This is a genomic window from Streptomyces sp. NPDC044033 (assembly GCF_056434425.1).
Genome location: NZ_JBWKFF010000021.1, coordinates 134,020 through 158,941, shown reverse-complemented (window position 1 = coordinate 158,941; position 24,922 = coordinate 134,020). Strand labels below are relative to the sequence as shown.

Here is a 24,922-nt window from a genome sequence, read left to right as displayed (position 1 = left end):
GGCGGGGGGGAGGGGGGTGTGGCGGCGAACTCGGAGGGGGGGGGGGTGGGTTGTGGGGGCCGGGACTTTTTTCTTTCCCCTTTTTTTTTTGGGGTGGGGGGGGAGGGGGGGGGGCCCCCCCCCCCCCCCCCCGGGACGCAGCGTAGAGAGCGGTGGCGGCGCGGCGGGCGGAGTTCTCGATCTCTTTGTGCGGACGGCGGCCGGCGGACGGCGGCCGCTTCCGCGGGCAGGCGTACGGGCGGGTCGCGACCTTGGCCTGCCGCGGCACCGGCCTTCCCGCGATACCGGGGCCTACCGCGGCACCGGCTCCTCGCGCGACGCCGGTTCCTCACACGGCACCGGCTCCTCGCACGGCACCGATTCCTCCCGCGACGCCGGTTCCTCGTGCGCCACGGCAGCCACGCCGAAACGGAGCCGGTCGCGTACGGGCTCCGTGGCGAGCCGGGGCAGGAGCAGGGACCAGAAGGCCGTGAGGGACGGGGCCGAGAGCCATCTGCGGTCGTACCGCCCCAGGAGTTCGAAGCCGGTGGTGGCCGCCACGATCGCCTGGACCGCCTCGCGGGTGGTGACCGCGCGGGTGAGGGAGCCCTCCGCGTCGGCGCGTTCGAGCATCCGGGCGACGAACCGCTCCCACCGCGCGTACGGGCCCTCGGCCGGGGGCCGGCTCCGCTCGCAGCCGAGGCGGAAACCCGCCCGTACGACCACGTCCTCGCGTAGCAGGGCGGCGAGCGTGTGGGTGGCGTCCACCAGGCGCTGGAGCGTGGGCGGTGTGCCGGTCAGGGCCGTGTCGGTGATCGCGCACAGGGCCGCCCCGGCCTCCTTCTCCACGGCCTGCGCCAGGCCCGCCTTGTTGGTGAAGTGGAAGTGCAGCGCGCCCTTGCTGACCCCCGCGCGGTCGCTGATCCCCGTGAGCCCCGACGGGATGAACCCCTCCTGGTCGAACGTTTCGGCGGCCGCCCGGAGCAGCGCCCGCCGTGTGCGCACCGCCCGTTCCTGCTGGACCATCTCATCTCCTGACGTCGGCCCCGTGGACGGAACATTAGCAAGAAACAAACCGCCTACCAGGTTTCTTTTGAGTCGTAGCCCGGAACGTATCAATGGTCGGCGGTCGCGAGGAGGGCTGTAGATCAAACCCCAAGAATGGTGCATACATGGGCATTCCATCCCCACCTGGCGACCCACGCGCCCCACCCGCAACGGCAAACACCCGTTAAAAACAAACCGGGCAGTTTGATTGTTACTGAAGTCGGCACTACCGTCACAGACCTGACCGCCGCAGCGGTGGCCGTGCGGTGGCCTTACCGAAGGCGAAGGTAGGAGCTGCGATGCTGTACGTAGACGACAGTCCACACACGCAAGACCGGCGCACCCTGGCACGCGAAGTGCACGACCGCATCGGCAGCGGCCTGTGCCTGGCCCTGCGTCAGCTGGAGCTGCTGGAGGCCGACTCCGCGCCGATGGGCGAACGCCCGGCCCGCCGCCTCGACGCGGCCCGGACCGCGTTGCTGACCACGCTCACCACCACCCGCGCGCTCGCCAGCGGCCTGCGCGGCCCGGCCCTCGCCGACGGCTCGCTGGAATGCGCCCTGCGCTCCTTCGTACGGTCCATGCACTCCCCCGGCCCCTTCAGCCCCCACGTCCGCGTACAGGTGCTCGGCGACGCCTCCCGGCTGCCGGACGCCACCGTCGACGAACTCTTCGTCATCGTCCGGGAGTCGCTGCGCAACGCGCTCTCCCACGCGCACGCCCGCCAGGTGACGGCCGTCCTGCGGCTCACCCCGTACGCGGCCCACGCCACCGTCGCCGACGACGGCCGGGGGTTCGACCTCGCCGCCACGCTCGACGGCGGCCGGACCAACGGGCTGCTCGCCATGGCCGAACGCGCCCAGGCGCTGGGCGGTTCGGCCGAGGTCGCCACCGCGCCCGGCGAGGGCACCACCGTGTCCGTCCGCGTCCCCATCCGAGAGCGGAGCACCCGTCATGACCACTCCTGAGCCCACGGCCGGCCGGCCGGTCCGCATCCTCGTCGCCGACGACCACGTGCTGCTGCGCGAGGCACTGTGCGATCTGCTGCGCGCCGAGGCCGACTTCGAGGTCTGCGCCGAGGCCGGTGACGGCGAGGAAGTTCTGCGGCTGGCCGCCCGGCACCGGCCCGACGCCGTCCTCCTCGACATCGAGATGCCCCGCAACGAGGACCCCGCCGCCACCGTCCGCAAGCTGCTCCGGCACCAGCCGGACCTGCGCGTCGTCGTGCTGTCCATGCACGACGACGCACGGCTGATCCAGGACCTGCTCGCCGAGGGGGCCTGCGGCTATCTGCACAAGGGCTCCGACCGCGAGACGCTCACCGCCGCGCTCCGCTCCCGCTCCGACGTCGGCCGCCGCGTGGTGACGATCTCGGTCTCCGACCGCACCCTGTACGCGGGCGAGGCGGCGGACGCGGGCCCGGCCACGCGGCTGTCGCCCCGGGAACGCGAGGTGCTCGACCTGGTGGCCGCCGCGCTGAGCAACCGGCAGATCGGCGCGCGCCTCGGCATCACCGAAGGCACCATCAAGCGCCACCTGCGCAACATCTTCGACAAACTCGACGCCGTCTCCCGCCTGGACGCTGTCAACAAGGCGCTGGGCGGCGCCGGGGCCCGGCCGTGGGCCGCATCGGGGACCGCGCCCGACGCCTTGCCGGGAACCGCGCCCGGCGCTGTTCCCCGCCCGGCTCCGGTCCTCATCCGGCGCCCTGCCCGGTCCCCCGCCCAGCCCGCGGCGCACGGCGCGGCCGTATCCGCGTGCCGTACGGACCCGTCCGCCCACTCCCCTTCGCGCTTCCCCACGAACACCGGCGCCACCACGACTCCGCGAGGTACGGCGGCTCGGCGCGGCGGCGAGCCGCGGCACCAGTACGCCGAGAGAGAGCGGTGACGGGCCGTGGACATCGGGCTCCGGCACCTGCGGGGGTTCCTCGCGGTCGCCGAGGCGCTCAGTTTCACGCACGCGGCCAAGGCGCTCGGCACCAACCAGCCCACCCTGACGCGCACCATCGACCGCCTTGAACAGACGCTGAACGTACGGCTCTTCGAACGCACCACCCGGTACGTCTCCCTCAGCGAGGCGGGCCGTCGATTACAGATCGAACTCCAGTGCCTGGTGCCGCGGCTGGAGGGGGTGCTGAGACCGCGCGGCGACGAGAGCACGCTGCGGCTGGGTTTCACCTGGCTGCTGCCCGACGGGTGGCCGCACGACGCGATCACCCGTCTGGAGGAAGAGACCGGGGCGACCGTCGAACTGCTGCGGCGGGACGAGCCGCTGGCCGGCGCGGACCGGGGCGCGGTGGACGTCGCGCTGGTCCGCGGCCGGGTGGCCGCGAACGGCCTGCGCTCCGTGGCGCTCGGCGAGGAGCGGCAGGTCGCGGCCGTCACCGCGGCCTCGCCGCTGGCCCGCCGGGCCCGGCTGGAGTGGACGGAACTGGCGGACCGGCCGCTGGTGCTGAACACCGTCACCGGCGCGGTGCTGTTGGAGGACTGGCCGCGGCACCACCGTCCGGCCGCGGTCGTCTCCTGCGGCAACTTCGACGAATGGCTGGAGCTGGTCGCCGCCGGGCGGGGCATCGGGATCGCCCCCGCGCTCGTACTCCGCCGTCAACTGCACCCCGCCGTACGGTTCGTACCGCTGACGGGCGCGCCGACCGTGCCCGTATCGCTGCTGCGTCCGGCGCAGGGCGCACACCCGCTCGCCAAGCGCTTCGTCACGCTGGCCGCGGAGGCGTTCGCCGAACTGCGCGGGCGGCAACCGCCCGCGCAACCGGCCGCGGCTTGAGAGCCTGTGTCGTCTGCCTGGTCGGGCGCGCGTCGCGCGGGGCCGTACCACCGCTGGGGCCCGGTCCGGCCGCACGCCCGGCCGGGCCTGGCCACGGGCCCGTACGGGCTGCCGGACCACGGGCCGGTATGGGGCGCGCCGCCTCGGGGGCGGCGGCGAGCGAGGGCGGCGGCGCCCCGGCGCGACCCCGGCCCGAGCCGTCGCGCCGCGGGCCGCGGGCCCGAAGGCCGCCGGGGCGCCCCCGCCGCGCGGCAGCGCCCCGGTGTGCGTCGCGTCGCGTCGTGTCGCGCCTCGGGCGGACTCGCGAGTCAGCCGCAGATCTCGACGGTGACCGTGCACTCGAAGACCGTCTCGCCGTTCTGCTCCGCGCGGACCCGTACCTGCGCGTCCTTGCCGCGGCGGACCGGCGTACGCGTCGCGGTGATCCAGCAGGGCTCCGCCAGTTCCACGTACTTGTAGTACTTGCTGGCGACCGCTACCGGCAGCACCCGGGCCGGCGCTGACAGGGCCTGCGCCGCCTGCCGGGCGGCCTCCAGCAGGGCCATGCCGGGCACGTGGTCCACCGGGTGGTCGAAGAGGACCGGATGGCCGCGGTCGATCCGCAACTGCCAACTGCCGTACACCCATGTGCCATTGGGGCCTTCGGCCCCGACCGGTCTCTCCTCGCCGGGCATCCCGAGGACCACGTCGCGCTGGTCGAGCCGTTCGACGGTGGCGGCCGACACCCCGGCGGGCTGCGGCGGGAGCTCGACGGGCGGCGTCGCGTACGGGCCGCGCAGCCGTCGGTAGACGGCCGGCGACATGATCTGGAGCGGCATCCGGCCGGACCCCATGAGCTTCCCGTCCCGCAACAGGGTCGCGTCCAGGCTCATGGCGGCCAGCTGCCTGCCGCGGCGCTGGACGTCACGGCAACTGATCCGCAGCTCGATGTCGGCGGGGCCCGGGCCCACCACCAGCGGCCCCGGAGCCGTCTCGAAGTCGAGCGCGCTCATCAGGGAGGGGTGGTCGGCCGGGACACCGTAGAACTCGTGCCCCAGGAGCACGGACGCCTGCCGCACGGTCTCGGCGATGAGCAGCGGATCGTGCCAGACGCGGCCTATCGGACCGTAGAAACTGTGCCCTCGGGGCCACTGGGCCGCGAGGTGGAACGTGTCCTCGCCCAGCTGCCGCCAGTCGGTGAGCAGCACCTCGGCGACCGCTGTGCGGTGCACGAGGTGGCGGGGAGCGGTACGGGTGTAGCTCAGCGCACCGGGTTCGGTCCGCTGCTGCGGCACGGTCACGGGAAGTACATCGATCAGAGTCACTCGCCGTCGCCCTTCGTAGGGGTTGGTCGTAGCTTCCGACATGAGTAAAATACGGACCACCCGGTTTTATTCTCAAGCAAGATCACCACTTTTACCCCGCTCTTTACCTTGCACCCCAGGGGATACGGGCATCGAACGGGACGAACCGAGTTGGAGGACCCCTTGGCGAAGCAGGAGCGGGCGGTACGGACGCGGCGCAAGGTGCTGGAGGCCGCCGCCACGGTCTTCGACGAGCACGGGTACGCCGCGGCCAACATCGCGGAGATCCTCAAAGCGGCCGGCGTGACGAAGGGCGCCCTCTACTTCCACTTCTCCTCGAAGGAGGAGCTCGCCCGCGGGGTGATGGGCTCCCAGATGGAGGAGACCGACATCCCGGACTCGGGCTCCCCGCTCCAGGACATCATCGACCTCACCCAGCAACTGGCCGTCCGGCTGCGGCTGGGCCACGACCCGCTGCTGCGCGCGAGCATCCGGCTCACCATCGAGCACGGCTCCTTCGACGCCAAGGACACCGCCCCCTACGACTGGTGGCTGGAGATCTTCACCCGGCGCTTCATCCTCGCCAAGGGCGCCGACGAACTGCGCGCGGGAACCGTCCCGGAGGACGCCGCCACCACGGTCGTCGGCTCCTTCACCGGCCTCCAGCTCCTCTCCCACGTCACCACCGACCGCGAGGACATCTCCCGCCGGATCACCACCTGGTGGCAGCAGCTGCTGCCGGGCCTGGCCGCCCCCGAGGTCCTGCCCCGGCTGCGCCCGGAGGGCACCGCGCCGCACGCACAGGAGTGACCGCGGGCTCCGCGGGGCGGGCGATGGGCTCCCGAAAGTGACAGCCCGGGAGCGCCGTCCGACACATACGCCCACCTCGTACGGGCGGCTAGGGTCCCCCGAAGAGCGCCCTCAGGGCGCCCGGAAGGCCGGTGAGCCGGCGGACGCGTGACAGGGCGCGGCGTGGCACGACGCCGCCCGTGCCGTATGCACGTACGCACGTACGTACGCACCCGTCACCGCGCGGCACACAGCGCGGGAGCGCCACCGAGCCATTCATCCACTGTCTGTTGGGGGTAGCGGCAGAAGATGGCCAGTCACATACATTTCTCGGTACTCGGCACACTGCGGATGACCGTGAACGGCACCGTCCACATCCCGCGCGGCCCGAAGGTCAGCAAGCTGCTGGCCCTCCTTCTGCTGCGGTCCGGGCAAGTCGTCGAAACCGGCGCGCTGGTCGACGAGTTGTGGGCGGAGAAGCCGCCGCGCTGGGCGGTCGGCACGGTGCGTACGCACATCTACCACCTGCGGCGCCAACTGGAGGAGTGCCTCGGCGCACCGGTCGGCCCGCTGCTGGCCACCCGCCCGCCCGGCTATCTGATGCAGCTCGAACCCGACCAGCTGGACGCCACCCGGTTCGCCCGGCTCACCGCCGAGGGGCGCGCCCTGCTGGCCCGGGGCCTGCCCGCCGAGGCGGCCGCGGCGTGCCGCGCGGGGCTCCAGCTGTGGGAGGGCCGCGCGCTGTCCGGTGTGCACGCCGGACAGCATCTGGAGGTCCACCTCCAGCGCCTCGACGAACTGCGCATCCAGGCGGTGGGCGCGCGCGTCGAGGCCGAGATGCGGCTGGGCATGCATGACGAACTCATGCCGGAGCTACGGTCGTTGGTGGCCGCCTACCCGTACCACGAGCGGTTCCACGCCTGCCTCATCGAGGCGCTGCGCCGGTCGGGCAGGCGCCGGGAGGCGCTCGACGCGTACGACGACCTGCGCAGGGTCCTCACCGACGAGTTGGGGCTGGGGCCGTCGGCGCATCCGCACGCCCTGCTGCGGAGCATCCTCACCGATACGCCGCCGGAAACGGGCCCGGCCCCCGCCCCGGCCCGTACGCCGGCCCTCGCCGGGGCGGCGGCCGCGGCGGCTCACATGCCCATGCCGATGCCGCCGCCGACCGGCAGCACCGTCCCGGTGATGTAACCCGCCTCCTCGCTCGCCAGGAAGCGGACCGCCGCGGCGACTTCGGTGACGGTCCCCGGCCGGCCGAGCGGCGTCATCTTCATGGTGTCCCGCATCCGGCGGTCCGACAGCCGCTTGGTCATGTCGGTGTCGATGATGCCGGGGGCCACCAGGTTGACGGTGATGTCCCGGGCGCCCAGTTCCCAGGCCAGCGACCGGGCCAGGCCGACCAGCGCCGTCTTGGTGGCGGCGTAGTTGGTCTGCCCCGGCGCGCCGAGGAACGCCAGCGCGGAGGAGAGCAGGACGATGCGGCCGCGGCGGGCGGCCAGCATCGGCCCGGCCGCCGCCCGTACGGTCCGGAACACCCCGCGCAGATTGGTGTCCAGCACCTCGTCGAACGCCTCCTCCGACATGCGCGGCAGGAGGGTGTCACGGGTGATCCCGGCGTTGGCGATCAGCACCTCGGCGGGCCCCTGCTCCCGCGCGACGGTCTCGAAGGCCGCCTCGACCGAGGCCATGTCGGTCACCTCGCAGCAGACTCCGAGCAGCCCCTCGGGCGGCTCGCCGGACCGGTACCCGACCGCCACGCGGTCGCCGTCGGCGGCCAGCGCGCGGGCGACGGCCAGGCCGATGCCCCGGTTTCCTCCGGTGATGAACACGGATCTCGACATCTCATGCCTTCCTTTCACTTGTCTTCGGGCTTCGGGCTTCGGGCTTCGGGTTTCTGGGTTCCGGCTTCCGGGGTTCCGGGGTTCCGGCTTCCGGGGTACGAGTTACGGCTCGTTCAGCGATCCGTGCCGGGCGCCTGCACCAGCAGGCAGGACCAGGTGAACCCCGCCCCCGCGCTGAACACCAGGGCCGCCTCGCCGGGCGCGAGTGCGCGCCGCCGCAGCAGGTCCGCCAGGCCGGCCGCGGCGTCTCCCGCACCCAAGTGGCCCGTCGTACGGCCGTAGTCCACGGGCTCCGCGCCGGTGTGCCCGGCGAGCTCCGCGACCCAGGACTCGGCGAGGGTCTTGGCGCCGAAACGGGGCAGCACCGCGTAGCGCAGACGCGGGTCCCACGGGTCCAGTCCGGTGCCGTCCAGCGCCTCGGCCACGACCGCGCCGATGGCGTGCCGATTGGCCCGCACGAACGGCTCGTTCCCGTGTTCGTGCAGGTAGGCGCGTTTGGTGGCGCGCATGTCCACGCAGGGCCGGTGGCCGCGCGGTACGAGCGCGAACGGGTCGGCGCCGCGGTGCATGGCCTCCAGTTCCGGGGCGGCGACGCTCGCCACCGACCGGAGCAGCAGGGCGTCCGAGGGGCCGGCGGGCAGGCGCAGCAGTACGGCCGTACCGGCGTCCGCGTAGGCGACGCCGTAGTCGCTCGCCCACCGGTCGAAGCCCGGCTCGGCGAAGCGGTCGGCCGTGGTCACCAGGGCCCAGTCGGGGGCGGGGGCGTCAGGGGCGAGGGCGTGGCGGGCCGGTCCCGCCGGAGCGTCGCCGGCCGTTTCCGCCGGAGCGTCGCGGACTGGTCCCGCCGGAGCGTCGCCGGCCGTTTCCGCCGGGACGTCGCGGGCCACTCTCGCGGCAGCGCCGGCGGCGAGCCGGGCCGCCGCCAGTTCGACGGCGGCGCTGCCGCCGTTGCACACCTGCTGGACGCCGACCGGCACGGCCCGCAGCGCGCCGAGCCGGTGGGCGATGTAGTGGGCGGGCGACCACAGGTCGTGCCCCTGGTAGTACATCCACGCGTGGCAGGTCAGGCCGAGGTCGGCGGCCCCGACGCCGGCCGCCGCGAGAGCCGTGCGGGCAGCCCGTACCGCCATGTCCGGCGGCGCGACGTCCTCCGCGACCGGGATCTCCTCGTGGCCGAGGTCCGCGGCCTGCCGCACGCGCAACCGCCCCTCTCGTACCGCGTCCTTCGCCCGGGACCGGCCCCGGGGCAGCCACAGCGCGGCGGCCGCGATCCCCGCTGGCTCCACCAGCCTCATATCCGAACCGCCTCCCATGAGTTATCGGAAAGCACAGTGCGGGGGCCCGATAAAAGCTGGATGAAAGCCGGTTGAAAGGCGAATGAAAGGCGCACCGAAGGAGATTGAAAGGGCGCCGGAAAACTCCGATCAAGGCTCAGCACAACCATCTCCACCTGCGGTGATGCCGACTATGCCGAATTATGAGTAGCCGTCACTGCCCCTTTGGAGAGAGTTGCCGGGGGCATCGAAATCGGTGTTCCATTCATCTCGCAAGCCGAAAATCGGCCGCAAATAATTCCTGAACCGGGCCTTCCGTATTCGCGGCGGATCCGTACCCGTGTCATACCGAGGAGAACCGATGAACCACGACAACGTTTCCGAAGAGCTCCAGCAGCGGATCCGCGAGATCGTCGCCGACGTCCTGGAGGCCGAGATCGGCGATCTCACGGACGGCAGCAGCTTCGTCGACGACTTCGACGCCGACTCCCTGCTCGTCATCGAGATCTACTCGCGCTTCGAGCGCGACCTCGGCATCCGCATCCCGCAGGAGGACCTGACGGAGCTGGACGACCTGCCCGCCGCGTACGCCCTCGTGGCACGCCATCACACCCCGGCGGCCGTCAGTGCCTGAGCCGGGGGAACGCAGGGTCGTCGTCACCGGCATGGGCGCGGTGAGCGGTCTGGGCATCGGCGTCCGGCCGTTCATCGAGGGCATCCGGGCGGGGCGCAGCGGCATCGGCCCCGCCGCGGAGTTCGACACCGCGGGGTTCGAGCACACCCGTGCCGGGGAGGTGCCGGACTTCGACCCCGGCCCCCTGCTGCGGCGCACCGGCCCGCAGCGGTGGGGGCGCAGCGGCCTGTTCGCGGCCCTCGCGGCGCGGCTGGCCGTCCAGGACGCGGCCGTCGCCCCCGGCGCGCTGGACCTGGAGCGCACCGCGGCGTGCTTCGGCACGACCAACGGCGAGTCCCAGGTGATGGAGCGGCTCGTGTCCCAGTGGGTCACGGACGGCCTCGACGCCCTGTCGCCCGGGCTCATCGGACAGGCGGACGCCGGGCGCATCGCCGCCGCCGTCGCCTGCGAACTCGGCCTGGGCGGGGAGGTACTGACCTTCGGCACGGCGTGCGCGGCCGGCAACTACGCCATCGGGTACGCCTACGACCTCATCCGGGGCGGCGCGGCGGACGCCGCCCTGTGCGGCGGGGCCGACGCCTCCAACCGGGCCACGCACGCCGGCTTCCACCGGCTCGGCGCCCTCGCCGAGGGGGAGCCCCTGCCGTTCGACGCCCACCGCGACGGCATCGTCACCGCGGAGGGCGGCGCGGCCCTGCTCCTCGAACCGCTCGACGCGGCGCTCGCCCGCGGCGCCCGCGTCTACGCCGAGGTGCTCGGCTACGGCGTCACCTGCGACGCGCGGCACATGACCAACCCCGACCCGTCCTCCATCGCCGCGTGCATCCGCGCCGCCCACTCCGACGCCGGGGTGAAGCCCGGCGACGTCGGCTACATCTGCGCCCACGGCACGGGGACCCGGGCCAACGACATCGCCGAAGTGAAGGCGGTGCGGGAGGTGTTCGCCGATCGCGTGCCACCGATCAGCTCCATCAAGTCGATGCTCGGCCACACGATGGGCGCCGCCTCGGCGTTCGGCGCGATCGTCTCCTGCGCGGCCCTGTACGAGGGGTTCCTGCCGCCGAGCGCGACGCTGCGCGAGGTCGATCCGGAGCTGGGCCCCGGGCTGGACTGCGTGCCGGGCCGGGCCAGGGCCGCCCGGCCGGGCGTGGTGGAGAACCACGGATTCGCCTTCGGCGGCAACAACGCCATCACGCTCTTCGGGGAGGTCTCCCAGTGAACGCCACAGCCGTTCAGCCGCCGGACGCCCGGACCGTACCGGCGCGGCGGGGGGCGCCACCGGTGGTGGTGCCGGTGGACATCGTCGGCTGCTCGGTGCTCAGCCCGGCCGGGGCCGGCCTGGCCGCGCTCGCCGGCGCCCTGGCGAGCGTCCGGGCTCCGATCGGGGACGCGGCGGCGACCGGCATCGGCCCGGCCCCCGCCGATGGGGCCGACTGGGCCGGCGATGGGGCCACCGACGGGGCCGGAGACGGCCGCCCGCCCCTGGCCGTACGCCCCGTGGCGGATTTCGACCCCGCCGCGGTCATCGGCGCCAAGGGCCTGAGCCGCCTCACTCGTACCGACCAACTGGCCATGTCCGCCTGCACGATGGCGCTCACCGAGGCGGGCCCGGGCCCCGGCCCCGAACGCACCGGCGTGGTGCTCGGCACCGCCGTGGGAAGTTCCGGCGCACAGTCGGCCTTCCTGCGCGATACCTTCGTGCAGGACCTCCCGTACCTGGTCAACCCCTCGGCCTTCCCGGGCACCCTGATGAACTCGGCGGCCGGGAGGACCGCCATCAAGCACGGGCTCACGGGCGTCAACGCGACCGTATCCGGCGGGCCGCCGGCCGCGCTGCACGCCCTGCGGTACGCCCGTACCGCCCTCGTGGACGGCCGCGCGGCACGGCTGCTCGCGGGCGGCGTGGAAGAGGTGTCGCCGCAGAGCGCCTGGGCCTGGCACCTCAGCGGCGCGCTGCGGCCCGGAACTCCGCTCGCCGAGGGGTGCGCGGTCTTCGCCCTGCAACTGGCGGACGCCGGTGAGCGAGAAGCGGCCGGCGTGGAGACGGCCGGTGGGGAAACGGCCGGTGGGGAGACGGCCGGTCGTCGTCCCCTCGGGAGGCTGCTGGCCTGCGAGACGGGCTACGCCGACCCGGTACAGGACGTCCTGGGCGTCGGCCGCCGCCTCGCCGCCTGCGTACGCACCTCCCTGGCACGCAGCGGCGTCACCCCCGGAGACGTGGCGATCATCGCCGCCGGGGCGGGCGGACGGCGCGGCTGGGCGGCCGTCGAGGAACGCGCCCTGCGCCACGTCTTCCCCGCCCCCGCCGCGCCCCGGCGGCTCCGCGTGGATCTGGCCCTGGGCGAGACGTACGGCGCGAGCGCCGCACTGCAACTCGCGGCCGTACTGGCCCACTGGCAGGACCCGGCGACCCCCGCCGACGGCGAACGCGTCGCGGTGGTGACCTCCGTCGGCCCGGACGGGTGCGTCGGCTGCCTCGTCGTGGCCCGCCCCTGACCCGTTCCGGCGACTCTCCGCCGTGGCACCCCTTATCGATGCCTGCCCGCCACCACCTCCCACTACCACCCCCCACCTACCCCTACCGACCGGAGAAATCATGCAGTCCGCCGCCTCCCCCACCACTGACACCCCGGACACCGGCCCGCTGTCCAGCCTGCCCCCCGCCGCACCGGACGAGCTCTCACGCGAACGGACCGTGCCCCGCGGCCTGGTGCACCGGTGGTCGCTGTCCGAGGTGTTCCTGACCGACTCCCGGGCGACGGACGGCCGCGCCTTCGTCGCAGCGGCTCAACTCCCGCTGTCCCACGCCTATTTCAGGGATCATCCGGGCCGCCGCGCCTTCCATGACCCCCTTCTCGTACTGGAGGCGTGCCGCCAGTCCGTGACCTACGCCGCCCACTGCCATCAGGGCGTACCCGAGGCCACCACCTTCATGGTCACCTCCTGGGCGCTGGAGGTGACCGGCCCGGCCGCCCTCGACTGCGGCGAACGCCCCGGCGAACTCACCGTGCACGGCGCGGTCACCGACCGCGTCGAACGCGGCGGCCGACTGCGCCGCCTGGTCTTCGCGATGCGGCTCACCCTCGACGGGCAGCCGTTGGGCACCCTCTCGATGGACGTCAGCTGCACCCCTACGGAGCAGTACCACGCGCTGCGCCGGATGCAGCGCGGCAGCGAGGTGCCGACCGCCTTCCTGCTCCCCGCCGAACCGCACGGCGAACCGGCCGACGCCGCGCGGGCGGGCCGCCTCGACCCGATGAACGTCGTGCTCGACGACGCCCGGCACGCCTCCGGCGCCCTGGAATCGGTCCTCAGCGCCCGTACGTTCCGCAACCGCAGCATGTACGACCACCCGTACGACCACGTGCCCGCGATGGTGTTCAGCGAGGCGGCACGGCAGGGCGCGCTGCTACTGAGCTCGGGGGGCGGCGCCGACCGCGACGGGGCGGGAATCGGCGCGGGCCGCGTGCTGCGCCTGCGCGGCTCCTTCGAGAAGTTCGCCGAACTCGACGACACCGTACGCCTGACCACCCGGCCCGACCCGGAGCACGGCCCCGGCTCGTACCTCACGGCCGCGGTCCAGAGCGGCGCGACGGTCGCCGAAGTCGCCATCACCCTCGGCTGAGCACCCGCGCCCCGCGCCTCCGCGCCCGCCCGTCACCCAACCCGCCCAACTCACCCGCCAGGAGACCTCGGATGGAACCGCGCCCCGCCGGCATCGCCTTCTTCGACGCCGACGAGACCCTCATCACCGTCAAGAGCATGTTCGACTTCTACGACTTCTTCCTTGAGGCCGTCGGACACACCCCGCAGGAACAGGCGCGCCTGCACCAGGAGGCCCGCGATCTGCTGCGCCCGGGGCTCCCCCGCGCCCAGGGGAACCGCCTCTTCTACCGGCGCTTCGCCGGGTACCGGGCGGCGGAGGTCGCGCGGGTCGGCCGCTCCTGGTTCGACCGGCGGCTGGCCCGGGGCGGCTTCTTCCACCAGGACGTACTCGCCGCGCTGCGCGCACACCGGGCCGAGGGCCGTACGACCGTGGTGCTCTCCGGCTCCTTCCCGGCCCCCCTCGACCCGGTGGTCGCGCACGCCGGAGCCGACCTCCTCATCAGCACCCACCTGGAGGTGCGGGACGGCGTCTACACGGGCGAGGTGCTGCGCACGATGATCGGCGACGCGAAGGCCGCGGCCGCGCGGCAGTTGATCGCCGACGCGGGGGTCGCCGCGGCGGACTGCCACGCGTACGGCGACCACGGCTCCGACCTGGGCCTGCTCAGCCTCGTCGGCCACCCCGTCGTCGTGGGCGCCAACCCGGAGCTGACGGCCGCGGCCGACGCGCACGGCTGGCACCGGCTGGCCGGTGTCGCGGCCGCCTGACCGAAGCCCCGGTGACCGGCCTCTGCCCCCGGTCCACCAGAAGGCCGCCGAGCCACCGGGCCCGGCGGCCTTCTGCCACGCCGCCCTGGGCCCCGTCGTCTCCCGACCGCCCCCCTTCTTCCTTCTCCTCCTTTCTTCTCCTCCTTTCTTCCTTCTGACTTCTGACTTCTGACTTCTGACTTCTGACTTACCGAAAGGCACATTCATGAATGAGCAGGTGGTGATCGTCGGAGCCGGTCCGGTCGGCATGCTGTTGGCCTGCGAGCTGCTCCAACAGCACATCCCCGTCCGGCTGGTCGACGCCGCGCGCGAGCACTCGGCCCACTCCCGGGCCACGATCGTGTGGCCCAGGCTCCTCGAACTCATGCGCCGTACCGATATGACCGAGCGCCTGGTGGCGAGCGGCCACCGCATCGACGGCGTCGCGTACTTCTCCAGCGGCCGCAGGCTCGGCACCGCGTGGATGAACCGGCTGACCGACACGCCGTACCCCTTCGCGGTGGCCATCGCCCAGAGCGAGACGGAGCGGCTCCTCCAGGACCGGCTCGCGGAACTGGGCGGGAAGATCGAGCGCGGGGTACGCCTCACCGACGTCAGGAACCCGCACGGCCCCCGCCCGGTAGCCGTCCTGGCGACGGCGGACGGCATGGTGGAGGAGGTCGAGACCTCCTGGCTGGTCGGCGCCGACGGGGCGCACAGCGCGCTGCGCGGCCTGCTCGACGCGGGCTTCGAGGGCGAGCAGTTCGACGTCAGCTTCGCCATCACCGACGCCGAGGTCCACGGCGACGCGCCCATGAACGTCGTGAGCTACTGCTACACCCGCGACGGCAGCCTCGCCCTCGGGCCGCTGGGGAGCGATGTGACACGGGTGGCGGTCAGCGTGCCGCACCCCGAGGACGACACCCCGCCCTCCCGCGAGTTCTTCCAGCGCGTTCTCGACGAGCGCGGCCCGGGGCGCAACGCGATGGGTGAGCTGCGCTTCAGTACGACCTTCCGCGTCCACGCCCGCACCGCCGGGCGGTTCCGCTCCGGGCACTGCCTGCTGGCCGGGGACGCGGCCCACATCATGAGCCCGGCGGGCGCCCAGGGCATGAACACCGGCCTCCAGGACGCGGTCAACCTCGGCTGGCGGCTCGGCGGGATCATCAACGGCCTGCTGCCCGAGTCCGCTGTCACGGGCTACGACCGCGAGCGGCGGTCGGCCGCCCACGCGGTCGCCCGGAACACCTCCCGGCAGACCCGTTGGGGCCTGCTCCGGAAGAGCCCTCAGATCGCCGTCCGGGATGCCGCCCTGCGCACCGCGTCCGCCACCGGTCTCCTCCAGCGCACCATCGCCCCGCTGGTCGCCCAGACGGCGGTGCGCTACCCGTCCGCCTCCGACGGGACGGCCGAACGGCGACTCCCCGGTACCCGGACCCGTACGGGCGACCGCCTGCCCGTACTCCCCACCGGAACCACCAGTCCCTCCGACACCGGCTCCACGGTCCGCGTCAACGGCCGGGAGTGGACCCGTACCGCCGACGACACCCTGACCGTCCTGCTGTGGCCCGGCAGGCGTCCCGGCGCCGGGTGGTCCGAGACCGTACGGCGGGCGACGGCCGCCGCGGCCCCGCACGCCGCGGTCGTGACGCCCGCCACCGCGCCGGGGCCGCTGGCCGACGCGCTGGGCCCCCGGGCCGCGATCGCGGTCGTACGGCCGGACGGCCATCTGCTCACCACCCTCGCCCCCGACCGTGTCGCCGAGCTGCCGGCCGTACTGGCAGCCGCCCACGCGCACCCCGACCCGACCCCGAACCCCTCGCCGCCACAGCACCGTTGAACCGCCCGCCCACGCGCGGCGCTTCGCCCCGCCGGACCTTGCCCGGCGGGGCGAAGCGCTGTGTGCGTCCGCTCGTACGGGCAACGGCGTACGGGCAACGGCGTACGGACAACTGCGTACGGACAGCCGCGTACGGACAGCCGCGTACGGTCCCGCGAAGGGGCCGCGCGCGACCGCCCGTGCGGAGGCGGAGCCGAGGCGGTACGAACCGTCGCACCGCCGACTCCGCCAACAACGCCTGGGGCGGAGCACGGTTGTCCGTGCTCCGCCCCAGGCCCGGCGCTCAGCGCGCCCGTCGTGCCCGTCGCGCTCCTCGCGACCGCTGACGACCCGTCACGAGGTCCGTACGGGGACCGGCTCGGCGTCGGCATCACAGCCAGAAGCAGCAGCGGTACCGTCCTCAACCGTCACCTCACGCACACCAGGCGCATCGGGTGCACCGGATCCATCAAGCGCACCGTCCCCCGCCCCCCGCCGCTCCCGTAGCAGCAGCGCGATCAGCACCGCCGCGATCAGCCCCACCGCCGCGAGCACCCACAGCATCGTGTGCAGCGCCCCGGTGTACGCCGAGGACGCCGTCGCCGCGAAGGCGTCGTGCGCCGCCTTCGGCCGCACCGTGTCCGCGGCGGTCGCCAGGTCACCCTGGTTGAGCAGGTCCGCGACCTGGTCGGGCCGGTGTGCGTACGGCGTGTCGTACGAGCCGAGCTTGCCCGCCAGACCGCTCTGGGTGAACGTCACCAGCAGCGACCCGACCACGGCAATCGCGGCGGCCTCCCCCGCCAGCCGCATGGTATTGAACATCCCCGCGGCCATCCCGGCGCGCTCCGATTCCACGCTGCCGACCGCGGCGCCGTCCAGCAGGCCGAAGGAGATGCCCACCGCCGCGCCGATCAGCAGCAGCGGGCCGAGGATGGCCAGGGCGCCGCCGCCGGGTTCGATGACCGTCAGCCACGCGTAGCCCACCGCGGCGAACAGCACGGCGGCCACGAGCTGGACCCGGGCCGGCACCCATCGCGTGAGCGCCGCGGCGATCGCCGGGAAGATGAGCGTCGGACCGGTGAGCATCATGATCGTCAGACCGGCCTGCTGGGCGCTGAGGCCGTCGACGGCGGAGAAGTACGACGGCAGGTAGACGACCAGGGGGCTGAAGCCGAGCACGATGACGACCACGGTCAGGCAGAGGCCGAGGAACTTCGGGCGGGCCAGCAGCCCCAGGTCGAACATCGGCTGCTCCTGCCGCCGCTCCACCCGGACGAACAGGGCCAGCAGCGCCACGGACCCGGCCAGCGAGCCGAGCGTGGCCGGGGCCGTCCAGCCGGCCTGCGGCGCCTCGACGAGGCCGAGGACGAGCAGGACCAGCGACCCCGTGAACGTCACGGTGCCGGCCTTGTCGATGCGGCCCGCCCGCTCGTTGCGCGACTCCGGCACGAACGGGATCAGCGGCAGCACGGCGAAGGCCAGGGCCGCGGGGACGAGGAAGACGGACCGCCAGCCGAAGGAGGTCACCAGGACGCCCGAGACGCTCGGGCCGAGGGCCAGGCCGAGCCCGACCGTCGTGCCGAACAGCCCGAACGCCCGCGCCCGCGCCTTCCCCTCGAAGACCTGGGCGAGCAGGGCGCTGCCGCTCGGGAGAGCGGCGGCGGCCCCGACCCCGGCGACGGCGCGCGCGAGGTCCAGCACCAGGGCGTTCCCGGCCAGCGCGGCGACCAGCGCCCCGGCGCCGAAGAGCGCCGTGCCCGAGAAGAACACACGCTTGCGCCCCACCAGGTCGGCCAGCGAACCGGCGGCGAGGATGAAGCCCGCGAAGGTGAGGTTGTAGCCGTTCACCGCCCATTGCATGGCGGACAGGCCGCTGTGCAGGTCGCTGCCGATGCTGGGCAGGGCGACCGAGGTGCCGGTGATGGAGAGCGGGAACAGCACCGACGCCAGGCACACCGCGATGAGCGTGAGCACCGGCGGCCGGGGCCGGCCGGATCGCGGCACGGCAACGGAACGGGACATAGGAATACTTCCTCCAGGAAGTGGCCGATTCCCATGGGAAAACCGCCGGATGGAACCGGACGGAGCCGGACGGCACCAGACGGAAAACGCGCACCGCAGGAATCGAACAGTGCACGGCGAGTTCGTTCGTCCGGCACGCTAGGCGCCCGCCTGACGCCGCCTCAACTCTCCTACCGCGCAGGGCACAAGGGAATGCCTCCTAAGTGGCACACACCCGCTTCCGCCGGGGAATACCGGGCCGTCGGCGGGCCGGTTAGCGTTCCCGGCGGAAGCGCCCGGGGCCGCCAAGGGCACCCGGCGCACCGGCCAGGGATATGGCACAGGCTCTTTAAGGAGAATTCCGTGCAGCTGCGCATTCATACCGAACCCTCCGAGCGCGGCGCCCCGTACGCGACGGTGCTGCGCGCCGCGCAGGCCGCCGAGGAGCTGGGTTTCGACGCGTTCTTCCGCTCCGACCACTACCTCCAGGTGGGCGAGGACGCCGGGGAGCCCGGGCCCAGCGACGCCTGGCTCACCCTGGCCGGGCTGGCCCGCGACACGCACCGGGTGAAGCTGGGCACCCTGGTCAGCCCCGCCACCTTCCGCTCGCCCGGGCAGCTGGCCATCCAGGTCGCCCAGGTGGACGGCATGTCCGGCGGGCGGGCCGAACTCGGCCTGGGCGCCGGGTGGTTCGAGGCCGAGCACGAGGCGTACGCGATCCCGTACCCCGGCAAGCGGTTCGCGCGCCTGGAAGAACAACTGCGGATCGTACGCGGGCTGTGGGGCACCGGCCGCGCCGAACGCTTCGACTTCGACGGCGAGCACTTCCGGCTCGTCGGGGCCCAGCCCACGCTGCCGACGGTCCAGCGCCCGCATCCGCCGATCATCGTCGGCGGCACCGGCGCGGTGCGCACCCCGGCGCTGGCCGCCGCCTACGCGGATGAGTACAACGCCGCGTTCGTCTCGCCGGAACAGGCCGGAATCCAGTACGACCGGATACGCAAGGCGCTGGCCGAGAACGGCCGGGGCCCGGACTCGATGCGCTTCTCGGTGATCCAGACCGTGTGCTGCGGCCGTACGGACGCCGAGCAGCGGCGGCGCGCGCAGGCGCTGCGGGAGCCGCTGCCCGAGCACGCGTTCCACGGCACCCCGGACCGGATCGCGGACCTCATCGGACAGTACGAGCGGGCCGGGGCGGACCGCGTCTATCTGCGCACCCTCGACCTCACGGACCTGGACCACCTGGAACTGGTCGCGGACCGGGTGCTGCCGCAGTGCGCCGCGTCCTGAGCCGGCCGCGGGCCGTGTGAGCCGCCGTGCGCGCTGGACCGCCGCGCGGCGGTACGGGCGGAGGGGGAGACACCCCCTCGCGGCGCCCTTCGAGCCACCCCGCCGGGCTCGTCCCGCACGGCTCGGCCCGCCCGGGCCATACCGTACAACCCAGCCCGCCCGGCTCATCCTGTACGGGCCGCCGCCCGACTCGGCCCGTACGGCTCGGCCCGTCTGGGGCATCCCGTACGGGCCGCCGCGCGACTCATTCCGTACGGGCCGCCGCCCGCTCGTCGGCTCGTACGCCGTCCGCGGTGACCAGCACCGTGGTCCATACGTACGGGCCGTCGAAGTGCACCTGGCCCGATATCCGGTGCTCGGGCGGGAGCAGCTCCCGCGCCGCTTCCATGCGGAGCCGGGCGCCCAGGACGCGCACCTCCACGCTGTGGAACACCAGGTCGCGTTCGGCGGCCAGCCCGCAGAGGGCCTTGTAAGCCGCTTCCTTCGCCGAGAAGGCCACGGTGAGCAGCGCGGCGTCGGCGGGTTCGCGCAGCAGGCCGGCGCGCTCCCGGCGGGTCAGCACCAGCCGGGCCGTACGGCGGTCCAGCCGCCCCAGCCGCTCCACGTCCACCCCGACGCCGACGATCTCCGGCCCGACGCCCGCCACGGCGGCCGCGGCCCCGCCCTGGCAGTGGCTGACCGATCCGCGCACCCCCGGCGGGAAACGCGGCCGGGCGCCGTCGCGCAGCACCGGGCCCGAGCGCCCGAGCAGCCGCATCGCGTCGGCGGCGGCGTGCCGGCCGGCAACGAAGTCCCGGCGGCGGCCCGCGCCCAGCGCGTCGGCCAGCTCCCGTTCCGCCGGATGCAGCTCGGCGGCGGCCCGCCGGTCCGCCCTTCGCAGCACTCCGGCGACCCCGGGAGCCGGTCGGACGACGGACACGCTGGGCACTCCGTACACGCTCGCCATGACGGCCCCGTTCTCGCTCGGATCGCTGGGGCCACCATCGTCCGCCGTCGCCCGCGGTCACGACGAGAAGTGCCACGGAAGAACGGACGCGCTTCTCCTTAAGACCCCCTTGAGGCCCCTCTACGACGGCCCCGGGTCTACAGCGGTCTCAGCGAGCCGCGCGGGCTCAGCGCATCGCGAAAGGCTGATCCGTCGGGACGATCTCCCTGCCCAGCGGCATCAGGGAGATCGGGATGAGCTTGAAGTTGGCGATGCCCAGCGGGATGCCGATGATCGTGACGCACAGCGCGACGCCGGTGATCACATGGCCGAGCGCCAGCCACCACCCCGCGAAGACCAGCCATATGACGTTGCCGACGCAGGACGCGGCCCCCGCGTCGCGGCGCTCCACGGTCGTCCGGCCGAACGGCCACAGGGCGTATCCCGCTATCCGCATCGACGCGATGCCGAAGGGGATGGTCACGATCAGCACGAAGCAGATCAAAGCCGCCACGGCGTATCCGACGGCCATCCAGAAGCCGCAGAGGACCAGCCAGACGATATTCAGGATGAACCTCATGATGCGACAGTCTCCTCCGTGTGAACCCTCTTCCAGCAGGCAAGACGCTCACATGCCGAGGAGTGGTTGCGATCCGCCGGAGCGGAAGGGGGCCGGACTGGCCGGGGCGGCGTCATGGGCGGTACCCCGCCTGCTGTTCGAGGCGGCTGATGCGCTCCGCCATCGGCGGGTGGGTGGAGAAGAGCTTCGACATGCCCTCGCCGGGCCGGAAAGGATTGGCGATCATCAGGTGGCTCGCGGTCTCCAGCCGGGGCTCGGGCGGGAGCGGGAGCTGTTTGGTGCCCGCGTCGAGCTTGCGCAGGGCGGCGGCGAGGGCGAGCGGGTCGCCGGTGAGCTTGGCGCCGGAGGCGTCGGCCTCGTACTCGCGGGAGCGGCTGACGGCGAGCTGGATCAGCGAGGCGGCGATGGGGCCGAGCAGCATGATCATGATCATGCCGATGAAGCCGGGGCCCTCGTCGTCGTCGGACCGGCCGATGGGAATCAGCCAGGCGAAGTTCACCAGGAACATCACGATGGAGGCGAGCGCCCCGGCCACCGAGGAGATCAGGATGTCCCGGTTGTAGACGTGGCTGAGCTCGTGGCCGATGACGCCGCGCAGCTCGCGCTCGTCGAGGAGGCGCATGATGCCGTCGGTGCAGCAGACGGCGGCGTTGCGCGGGTTGCGGCCGGTGGCGAAGGCGTTGGGCGCGTCGGTGGGCGAGATGTAGAGGCGGGGCATGGGCTGGCGCGCGGCCGTCGAGAGTTCGCGGACCATGCGGTACAGCTGCGGGGCCTCGAACTCGCTGACCGGGCGGGCGCGCATCGCGCGCAGCGCCAGTTTGTCGCTGTTCCAGTAGGCGTACGCGTTGGTGCCGAGCGCCACGAGGACGGCCACGATCAGGCCAGTACGCCCGAAGAGGCTGCCGATGACGATGATGAGGGCCGAGAGTCCGCCGAGGAGTACGGCGGTCTTGAGCCCGTTGTGCCGGCGGTGCACGGTACGCCCTCCAAATGATGCGGCAGGGGAACCCTTTGCTTGGCGCTTCCACTCTTCAGTGGACCCTTCCGAACTGGTCAACGCCAGATGAAGGCCGCTAGTTCCCTTGTGCACCAGGGCGGCCGTACGTCCGTACGGGTGAGTTACAGGAGCACGCCGGAGGCGAAGCGCAGTACGAGCTGCGGCGCGCCGGACAGGACGATGCCCAGGGCGGCGGCGAGGCCGATGGCCGCGGTGAGCGTGGCCGGGATCTTCGGGTTGGCCGGTTCGGGCTCTTGCCCGGCCGCCGCCGCTCCGTTCGCCGCGCCCTCCGGCACCGCCTCCCCGGCCGGCACCGCCTCGCCGGCCGGCACCGCCTCGCCCTCCGGCACCGCCTTACCCTCCGGCGCCCGGAAGAGGGCCGCCGTCCATTGGAGGTAGTAGTAGAGCGCGATCACCACATTGACGGCCATGACGGCGGCCAGCCAGCCCAGCCCGGCGTTCACCGCCGCGGAGAAGACCGTGACCTTGGCGAACAGGCCGATGATCCCCGGCGGCAGCCCGGCCAGGCAGAGCAGGAAGAAGCCCAGCGCGAGGGCGGCGAGCGGGCGGCGCGCGTAGAGGCCCCGGTAGTCGGCGACGCGGTTGGCCGGGCTCGTACGGGCGACGAGGGCGGCCACGGCGAAGGCGCCGAGGTTCACGGCGGCGTACATCAGGGCGTAGGCGACGGTGGAGCCGATCGCGTGGGCCGCGCCGCCGGCGGAGTCGGTGTACGCGGCGGCCGCGATCGGGACCAGCAGATAGCCCGCCTGCGCCACGGAGGACCAGGCGAGCAGGCGTACGGCGCTGTGCGTGCGGTCCTGGCGCTGGCGCAGGGCGGCGACGTTGCCCGCCGTCATCGTGAGCGCGGCGAGCACGGCCAGCGCCGGGCCCCACACCCGCCCGTACGACGGGAAGGCGACGACGGTCACCAGGATGAGCCCGGAGAAGCCGACCGCCTTTCCGACCACCGAGAGATAGGCGGCCACCGGCAGCGGCGCGCCCACATAGGTGTCGGGCACCCAGAAGTGGAAGGGGGCGGCCGCGGTCTTGAAGGCGAAGCCCACCAGGGTCAGGGCCACGCCCGCCTGGGCGAGCACGTCGAGGCGCGGGTCCACGTGTGTGAGCCCCTCGGCGATTCGCGTCAGGTGCAGGCTGCCGGTGGCCGCGTACACGAAGCTGACGCCGAGCAGCATGACGGCGGTCGCGGTGACCGAGGAGAGGAAGAACTTCAGGGCGGCCTCGGAGGAGAGCCGGTCGCCGCGGCGCAGGCCCACCAGGGCGAAGGCGGGCAGCGAGGCCACTTCGAGGGCGATCACCAGGGTCGCGAGGTCGCGGGCGGCGGGCAGCAGCGCGGCGCCGGCCGCGGAGGACAGCAGCAGGAACCAGAACTCGCCCGCGGGGAGTTTGAGATCGACGATCGAGTTAATGGACAGCAGCGCCGTCAGCAGGGCGCCGCCGATCACCAGGAACTGGATGACGAGGGCGAAATGGTCCGCCGTATAGCTGCACGCCTCGGCGCCCGAGGTGAGGCAGAAGGTGGACTGGTCGCCGTCCAGGAGCGGCAGCAGCGACAGCCCGGCCAGGACCAGGCCGCCGATCGCGATCCAGCCGAGCGCCCCCTTCTTCCCTTCGGGAAGGAAGAGGTCGGCGACCAGGACGGCGAGCGCCACCACGGCGGTGATGACGGGCGGGGCGATGGCGAGCCAGTCGACGGACTGGACCAGGGAGGTCATCAGGCGCCTCCGCGCAGGAGCTGCTGAACGGCCGGGTCGGTGAGGCCGAGGAGGGCCGCGGGCCAGAGCCCGGCGAGGACGGTGAGGGCGACGAGCGGGGTCCAGGCCGCGAACTCGTACGTCTGGACGTCGGGTACGGCGAGGAGCGGCGGCGCGCCCCCGGGGCCGCCCACGGGGTCCGGCCGCCGCTCGCCCATGCACACGCGGCGCACGACGATCAGCATGTACGCGGCGGTCAGCAGGGTGCCGACGCAGGCGATGGCCATGAAGGCGAGGAAGGCGGGGCGGCTGAGGCCGTCGGCGGGCCGGAACGCGCCGAACATCGCGAGCATCTCGCCCCAGAACCCGGCGAGGCCGGGCAGCCCGAGCGAGGCGACCGCGCCGAACGCGAGCAGCCCGCCGAGCCGGGGGGCCCGCCCGTACAGCGCCGCGCCGCCCTTGCCCGCCAGTTGGTCGAGGTCGCTGGTGCCGTACCGGTCCTTGACCGCGCCGACCAGGAAGAAGAGCAGGCCGGTGATGAGTCCGTGGGCGATGTTGGCGAAGAGCGCGCCGTTCACGCCGGTCGGGCTGAGAGTGGCGATGCCCAGCAGCACGAAGCCCATGTGCCCGACCGAGGAGTAGGCGATCAGCCGCTTGAGGTCGCCGCCCGCCCCCGTACGGGCCAGGGCCAGGCAGGCCAGCGATCCGTAGATGATGCCGACGACCGCGAAGGCGGCGAGGTAGGGCGCGAAGGTGCGCGCCCCGTCGGGGGCGATGGGCAGCACGATGCGTACGAATCCGTACGTGCCCATCTTCAGCAGCACCCCGGCCAGCAGCACGGAGCCCGCGGTCGGGGCGGCGGTGTGCGCGTCCGGCAGCCAGCTGTGCAGCGGCCACATCGGGGCCTTCACGGCCAGTCCGACGCCGATGGCGAGGACCGCCAGGAGCTGCGTGGTGTGACCGAGCTTCGAGCCGTTGTCAGTGGCGAGTGCCACCATGTCGAAAGTGCCGCCCTTGACCCCGATGAGGAGGAGGCCGAGCAGCATCACGACGGAGCCGAGCAGCGTGTAGAGGATGAACTTCCAGGCGGCGCGCTCGCGCTGGCCGCTGCCCCAGCGGGCGATGAGGAAGTACATCGGGATGAGCACCATCTCGAACGCCAGGAAGAACAGCACCAGGTCGAGCACGGCGAAGGTCGCCAGGGTGCCGGACTCCAGGACGAGGATCAGCGCGACGAACGCCTTCGGCGACGGGCCGGCGGGCATGTGCGCGTAGCTGTAGAGGGCGCAGAGGAAGGTCAGCAGCGCGGTCAGTACGAGAAGGGGGAGCGAGACGCCGTCCACGCCGAGGTGGAGGCGGATGCCGAGGGCCGGGATCCAGCCGACGTCGGTGGTCGCCTGCATCCGCGCGGGGTGGTCGTGGTCGAAGCCGACGGCCAGGGCGATGGACAGCGCGAGGATCAGGCCGCTGACGGTGACGCCGTGGCGGAGCACGGCCTGGTCGGGGCTCTTGCCCTTGAGCCCGGGCGGGGCCGGGAGCAGGGCGGCGACGGCTCCGAGGAGGGGGACGACGACGATCGCGGCGAGGAGGACCTGCATGACGGTGTGGCTC

22 protein-coding genes are annotated in these 24,922 nt (G+C 73.2%); 12 read left to right on the top strand and 10 right to left on the bottom strand.

The genetic code is table 11. The annotated features are described in order from the left end of the window. Positions 1-291 precede the first annotated feature (291 nt). Entirely contained in the window at positions 292-1,005 is a 714-nt protein-coding gene (locus AC07AB_RS31365; RefSeq protein WP_478573968.1) for a ScbR family autoregulator-binding transcription factor, read from the bottom strand. A 320-nt stretch (positions 1,006-1,325) separates the two neighbouring features. Between AC07AB_RS31365 and AC07AB_RS31360 the strand changes: the two genes are divergently transcribed. Genes AC07AB_RS31360 through AC07AB_RS31350 form a run of 3 tightly spaced genes read left to right on the top strand, consistent with a single transcriptional unit; the run spans position 1,326 to position 3,810 of the window. Further along, positions 1,326-1,994: a sensor histidine kinase gene (locus AC07AB_RS31360; protein ID WP_478573965.1), complete on the top strand. Its 669-nt coding sequence runs from the start codon at positions 1,326-1,328 to the stop codon at positions 1,992-1,994. Beyond that, positions 1,981-2,916 carry a response regulator gene (locus AC07AB_RS31355; protein ID WP_478573962.1) on the top strand — a complete coding sequence of 312 codons (936 nt, stop codon included), beginning with the start codon at positions 1,981-1,983 and terminating at the stop codon, positions 2,914-2,916. Before AC07AB_RS31360 ends, AC07AB_RS31355 begins: the two co-directional genes overlap by 14 nt. A gap of 6 nt (positions 2,917-2,922) precedes the next feature. Continuing rightward, positions 2,923-3,810 carry a LysR family transcriptional regulator gene (locus AC07AB_RS31350; protein ID WP_478573960.1) on the top strand — a complete coding sequence of 296 codons (888 nt, stop codon included), beginning with the start codon at positions 2,923-2,925 and terminating at the stop codon, positions 3,808-3,810. A gap of 308 nt (positions 3,811-4,118) precedes the next feature. On the opposite strand, the gene AC07AB_RS31345 is transcribed toward AC07AB_RS31350, so the two are convergent. Continuing rightward, on the bottom strand, positions 4,119-5,114 hold the full coding sequence (locus AC07AB_RS31345) for a ScbA/BarX family gamma-butyrolactone biosynthesis protein (RefSeq protein ID WP_478573957.1): 996 nt from the start codon (positions 5,112-5,114) through the stop codon (positions 4,119-4,121). Between the two features lie 162 nt (positions 5,115-5,276). Between AC07AB_RS31345 and AC07AB_RS31340 the strand changes: the two genes are divergently transcribed. Continuing rightward, entirely contained in the window at positions 5,277-5,903 is a 627-nt protein-coding gene (locus AC07AB_RS31340; protein WP_478573955.1) for a ScbR family autoregulator-binding transcription factor, read from the top strand. A 288-nt stretch (positions 5,904-6,191) separates the two neighbouring features. After that, positions 6,192-7,076 (top strand): AfsR/SARP family transcriptional regulator, encoded by an 885-nt coding sequence (locus tag AC07AB_RS31335; RefSeq protein ID WP_478573952.1) that lies wholly within the window; start codon positions 6,192-6,194, stop codon positions 7,074-7,076. Here the strand turns inward: AC07AB_RS31335 and AC07AB_RS31330 are convergent. Both AC07AB_RS31330 and AC07AB_RS31325 read right to left on the bottom strand, forming a co-directional pair. Then, positions 7,022-7,726, bottom strand: coding sequence for an SDR family oxidoreductase (locus AC07AB_RS31330; RefSeq protein ID WP_478573949.1), 705 nt, complete (start codon positions 7,724-7,726; stop codon positions 7,022-7,024). The two genes, AC07AB_RS31335 and AC07AB_RS31330, sit on opposite strands and share 55 nt — an antisense overlap. 113 nt (positions 7,727-7,839) lie before the next feature. Then, a complete protein-coding gene (locus AC07AB_RS31325; protein WP_478573947.1) occupies positions 7,840-9,021 on the bottom strand; it encodes a 3-oxoacyl-[acyl-carrier-protein] synthase III C-terminal domain-containing protein in 1,182 nt (393 codons plus the stop codon). 340 nt (positions 9,022-9,361) lie between these two features. Between AC07AB_RS31325 and AC07AB_RS31320 the strand changes: the two genes are divergently transcribed. The 6 genes from AC07AB_RS31320 (at position 9,362) to AC07AB_RS31295 (ending at position 15,827) form a co-directional block, all read left to right on the top strand. Beyond that, positions 9,362-9,634: an acyl carrier protein gene (locus tag AC07AB_RS31320; protein WP_478573945.1), complete on the top strand. Its 273-nt coding sequence runs from the start codon at positions 9,362-9,364 to the stop codon at positions 9,632-9,634. Continuing rightward, positions 9,627-10,853: a beta-ketoacyl-[acyl-carrier-protein] synthase family protein gene (locus AC07AB_RS31315; RefSeq protein ID WP_478573942.1), complete on the top strand. Its 1,227-nt coding sequence runs from the start codon at positions 9,627-9,629 to the stop codon at positions 10,851-10,853. Before AC07AB_RS31320 ends, AC07AB_RS31315 begins: the two co-directional genes overlap by 8 nt. Next, positions 10,850-12,130: a beta-ketoacyl synthase N-terminal-like domain-containing protein gene (locus tag AC07AB_RS31310; protein ID WP_478573940.1), complete on the top strand. Its 1,281-nt coding sequence runs from the start codon at positions 10,850-10,852 to the stop codon at positions 12,128-12,130. Before AC07AB_RS31315 ends, AC07AB_RS31310 begins: the two co-directional genes overlap by 4 nt. 100 nt (positions 12,131-12,230) lie before the next feature. Beyond that, entirely contained in the window at positions 12,231-13,259 is a 1,029-nt protein-coding gene (locus AC07AB_RS31305) for an AfsA-related hotdog domain-containing protein (RefSeq protein ID WP_478573937.1), read from the top strand. 71 nt (positions 13,260-13,330) lie between these two features. Continuing rightward, positions 13,331-14,008, top strand: coding sequence for an HAD family hydrolase (locus AC07AB_RS31300; protein ID WP_478573934.1), 678 nt, complete (start codon positions 13,331-13,333; stop codon positions 14,006-14,008). A 205-nt stretch (positions 14,009-14,213) separates the two neighbouring features. After that, complete coding sequence (locus tag AC07AB_RS31295) at positions 14,214-15,827, top strand: FAD-dependent monooxygenase (protein ID WP_478573931.1); 1,614 nt, start codon at positions 14,214-14,216, stop codon at positions 15,825-15,827. Between the two features lie 333 nt (positions 15,828-16,160). On the opposite strand, the gene AC07AB_RS31290 is transcribed toward AC07AB_RS31295, so the two are convergent. After that, positions 16,161-17,828: an MFS transporter gene (locus tag AC07AB_RS31290; protein WP_478573929.1), complete on the bottom strand. Its 1,668-nt coding sequence runs from the start codon at positions 17,826-17,828 to the stop codon at positions 16,161-16,163. Between the two features lie 342 nt (positions 17,829-18,170). Here AC07AB_RS31290 and AC07AB_RS31285 point away from each other — a divergent pair, with 342 nt between their 5' ends. Further along, complete coding sequence (locus AC07AB_RS31285; RefSeq protein ID WP_478573926.1) at positions 18,171-19,097, top strand: TIGR03560 family F420-dependent LLM class oxidoreductase; 927 nt, start codon at positions 18,171-18,173, stop codon at positions 19,095-19,097. A gap of 244 nt (positions 19,098-19,341) precedes the next feature. Here AC07AB_RS31285 and AC07AB_RS31280 read toward each other — a convergent pair whose 3' ends face one another. The 5 genes from AC07AB_RS31280 to AC07AB_RS31260 all read right to left on the bottom strand — a co-directional run bounded on the left by AC07AB_RS31280 (position 19,342) and on the right by AC07AB_RS31260 (position 24,909). Beyond that, positions 19,342-20,016 (bottom strand): 4'-phosphopantetheinyl transferase superfamily protein, encoded by a 675-nt coding sequence (locus AC07AB_RS31280; RefSeq protein ID WP_478573923.1) that lies wholly within the window; start codon positions 20,014-20,016, stop codon positions 19,342-19,344. Between the two features lie 193 nt (positions 20,017-20,209). Beyond that, complete coding sequence (locus AC07AB_RS31275; protein WP_478573920.1) at positions 20,210-20,602, bottom strand: YccF domain-containing protein; 393 nt, start codon at positions 20,600-20,602, stop codon at positions 20,210-20,212. 112 nt (positions 20,603-20,714) lie between these two features. Next, positions 20,715-21,578, bottom strand: a complete 864-nt coding sequence (gene htpX / locus AC07AB_RS31270; RefSeq protein ID WP_478573917.1) for a zinc metalloprotease HtpX — start codon at positions 21,576-21,578, stop codon at positions 20,715-20,717. Positions 21,579-21,721: 143 nt separating this feature from the next. Next, positions 21,722-23,332, bottom strand: a complete 1,611-nt coding sequence (locus AC07AB_RS31265; RefSeq protein WP_478573914.1) for an NADH-quinone oxidoreductase subunit N — start codon at positions 23,330-23,332, stop codon at positions 21,722-21,724. Further along, the gene (locus tag AC07AB_RS31260) at positions 23,332-24,909 is read right to left on the bottom strand and encodes a complex I subunit 4 family protein (protein ID WP_478573983.1); all 1,578 of its coding nucleotides are present in this window, start codon (positions 24,907-24,909) and stop codon (positions 23,332-23,334) included. Before AC07AB_RS31260 ends, AC07AB_RS31265 begins: the two co-directional genes overlap by 1 nt. Between the last annotated feature and the right edge of the window lie 13 nt (positions 24,910-24,922).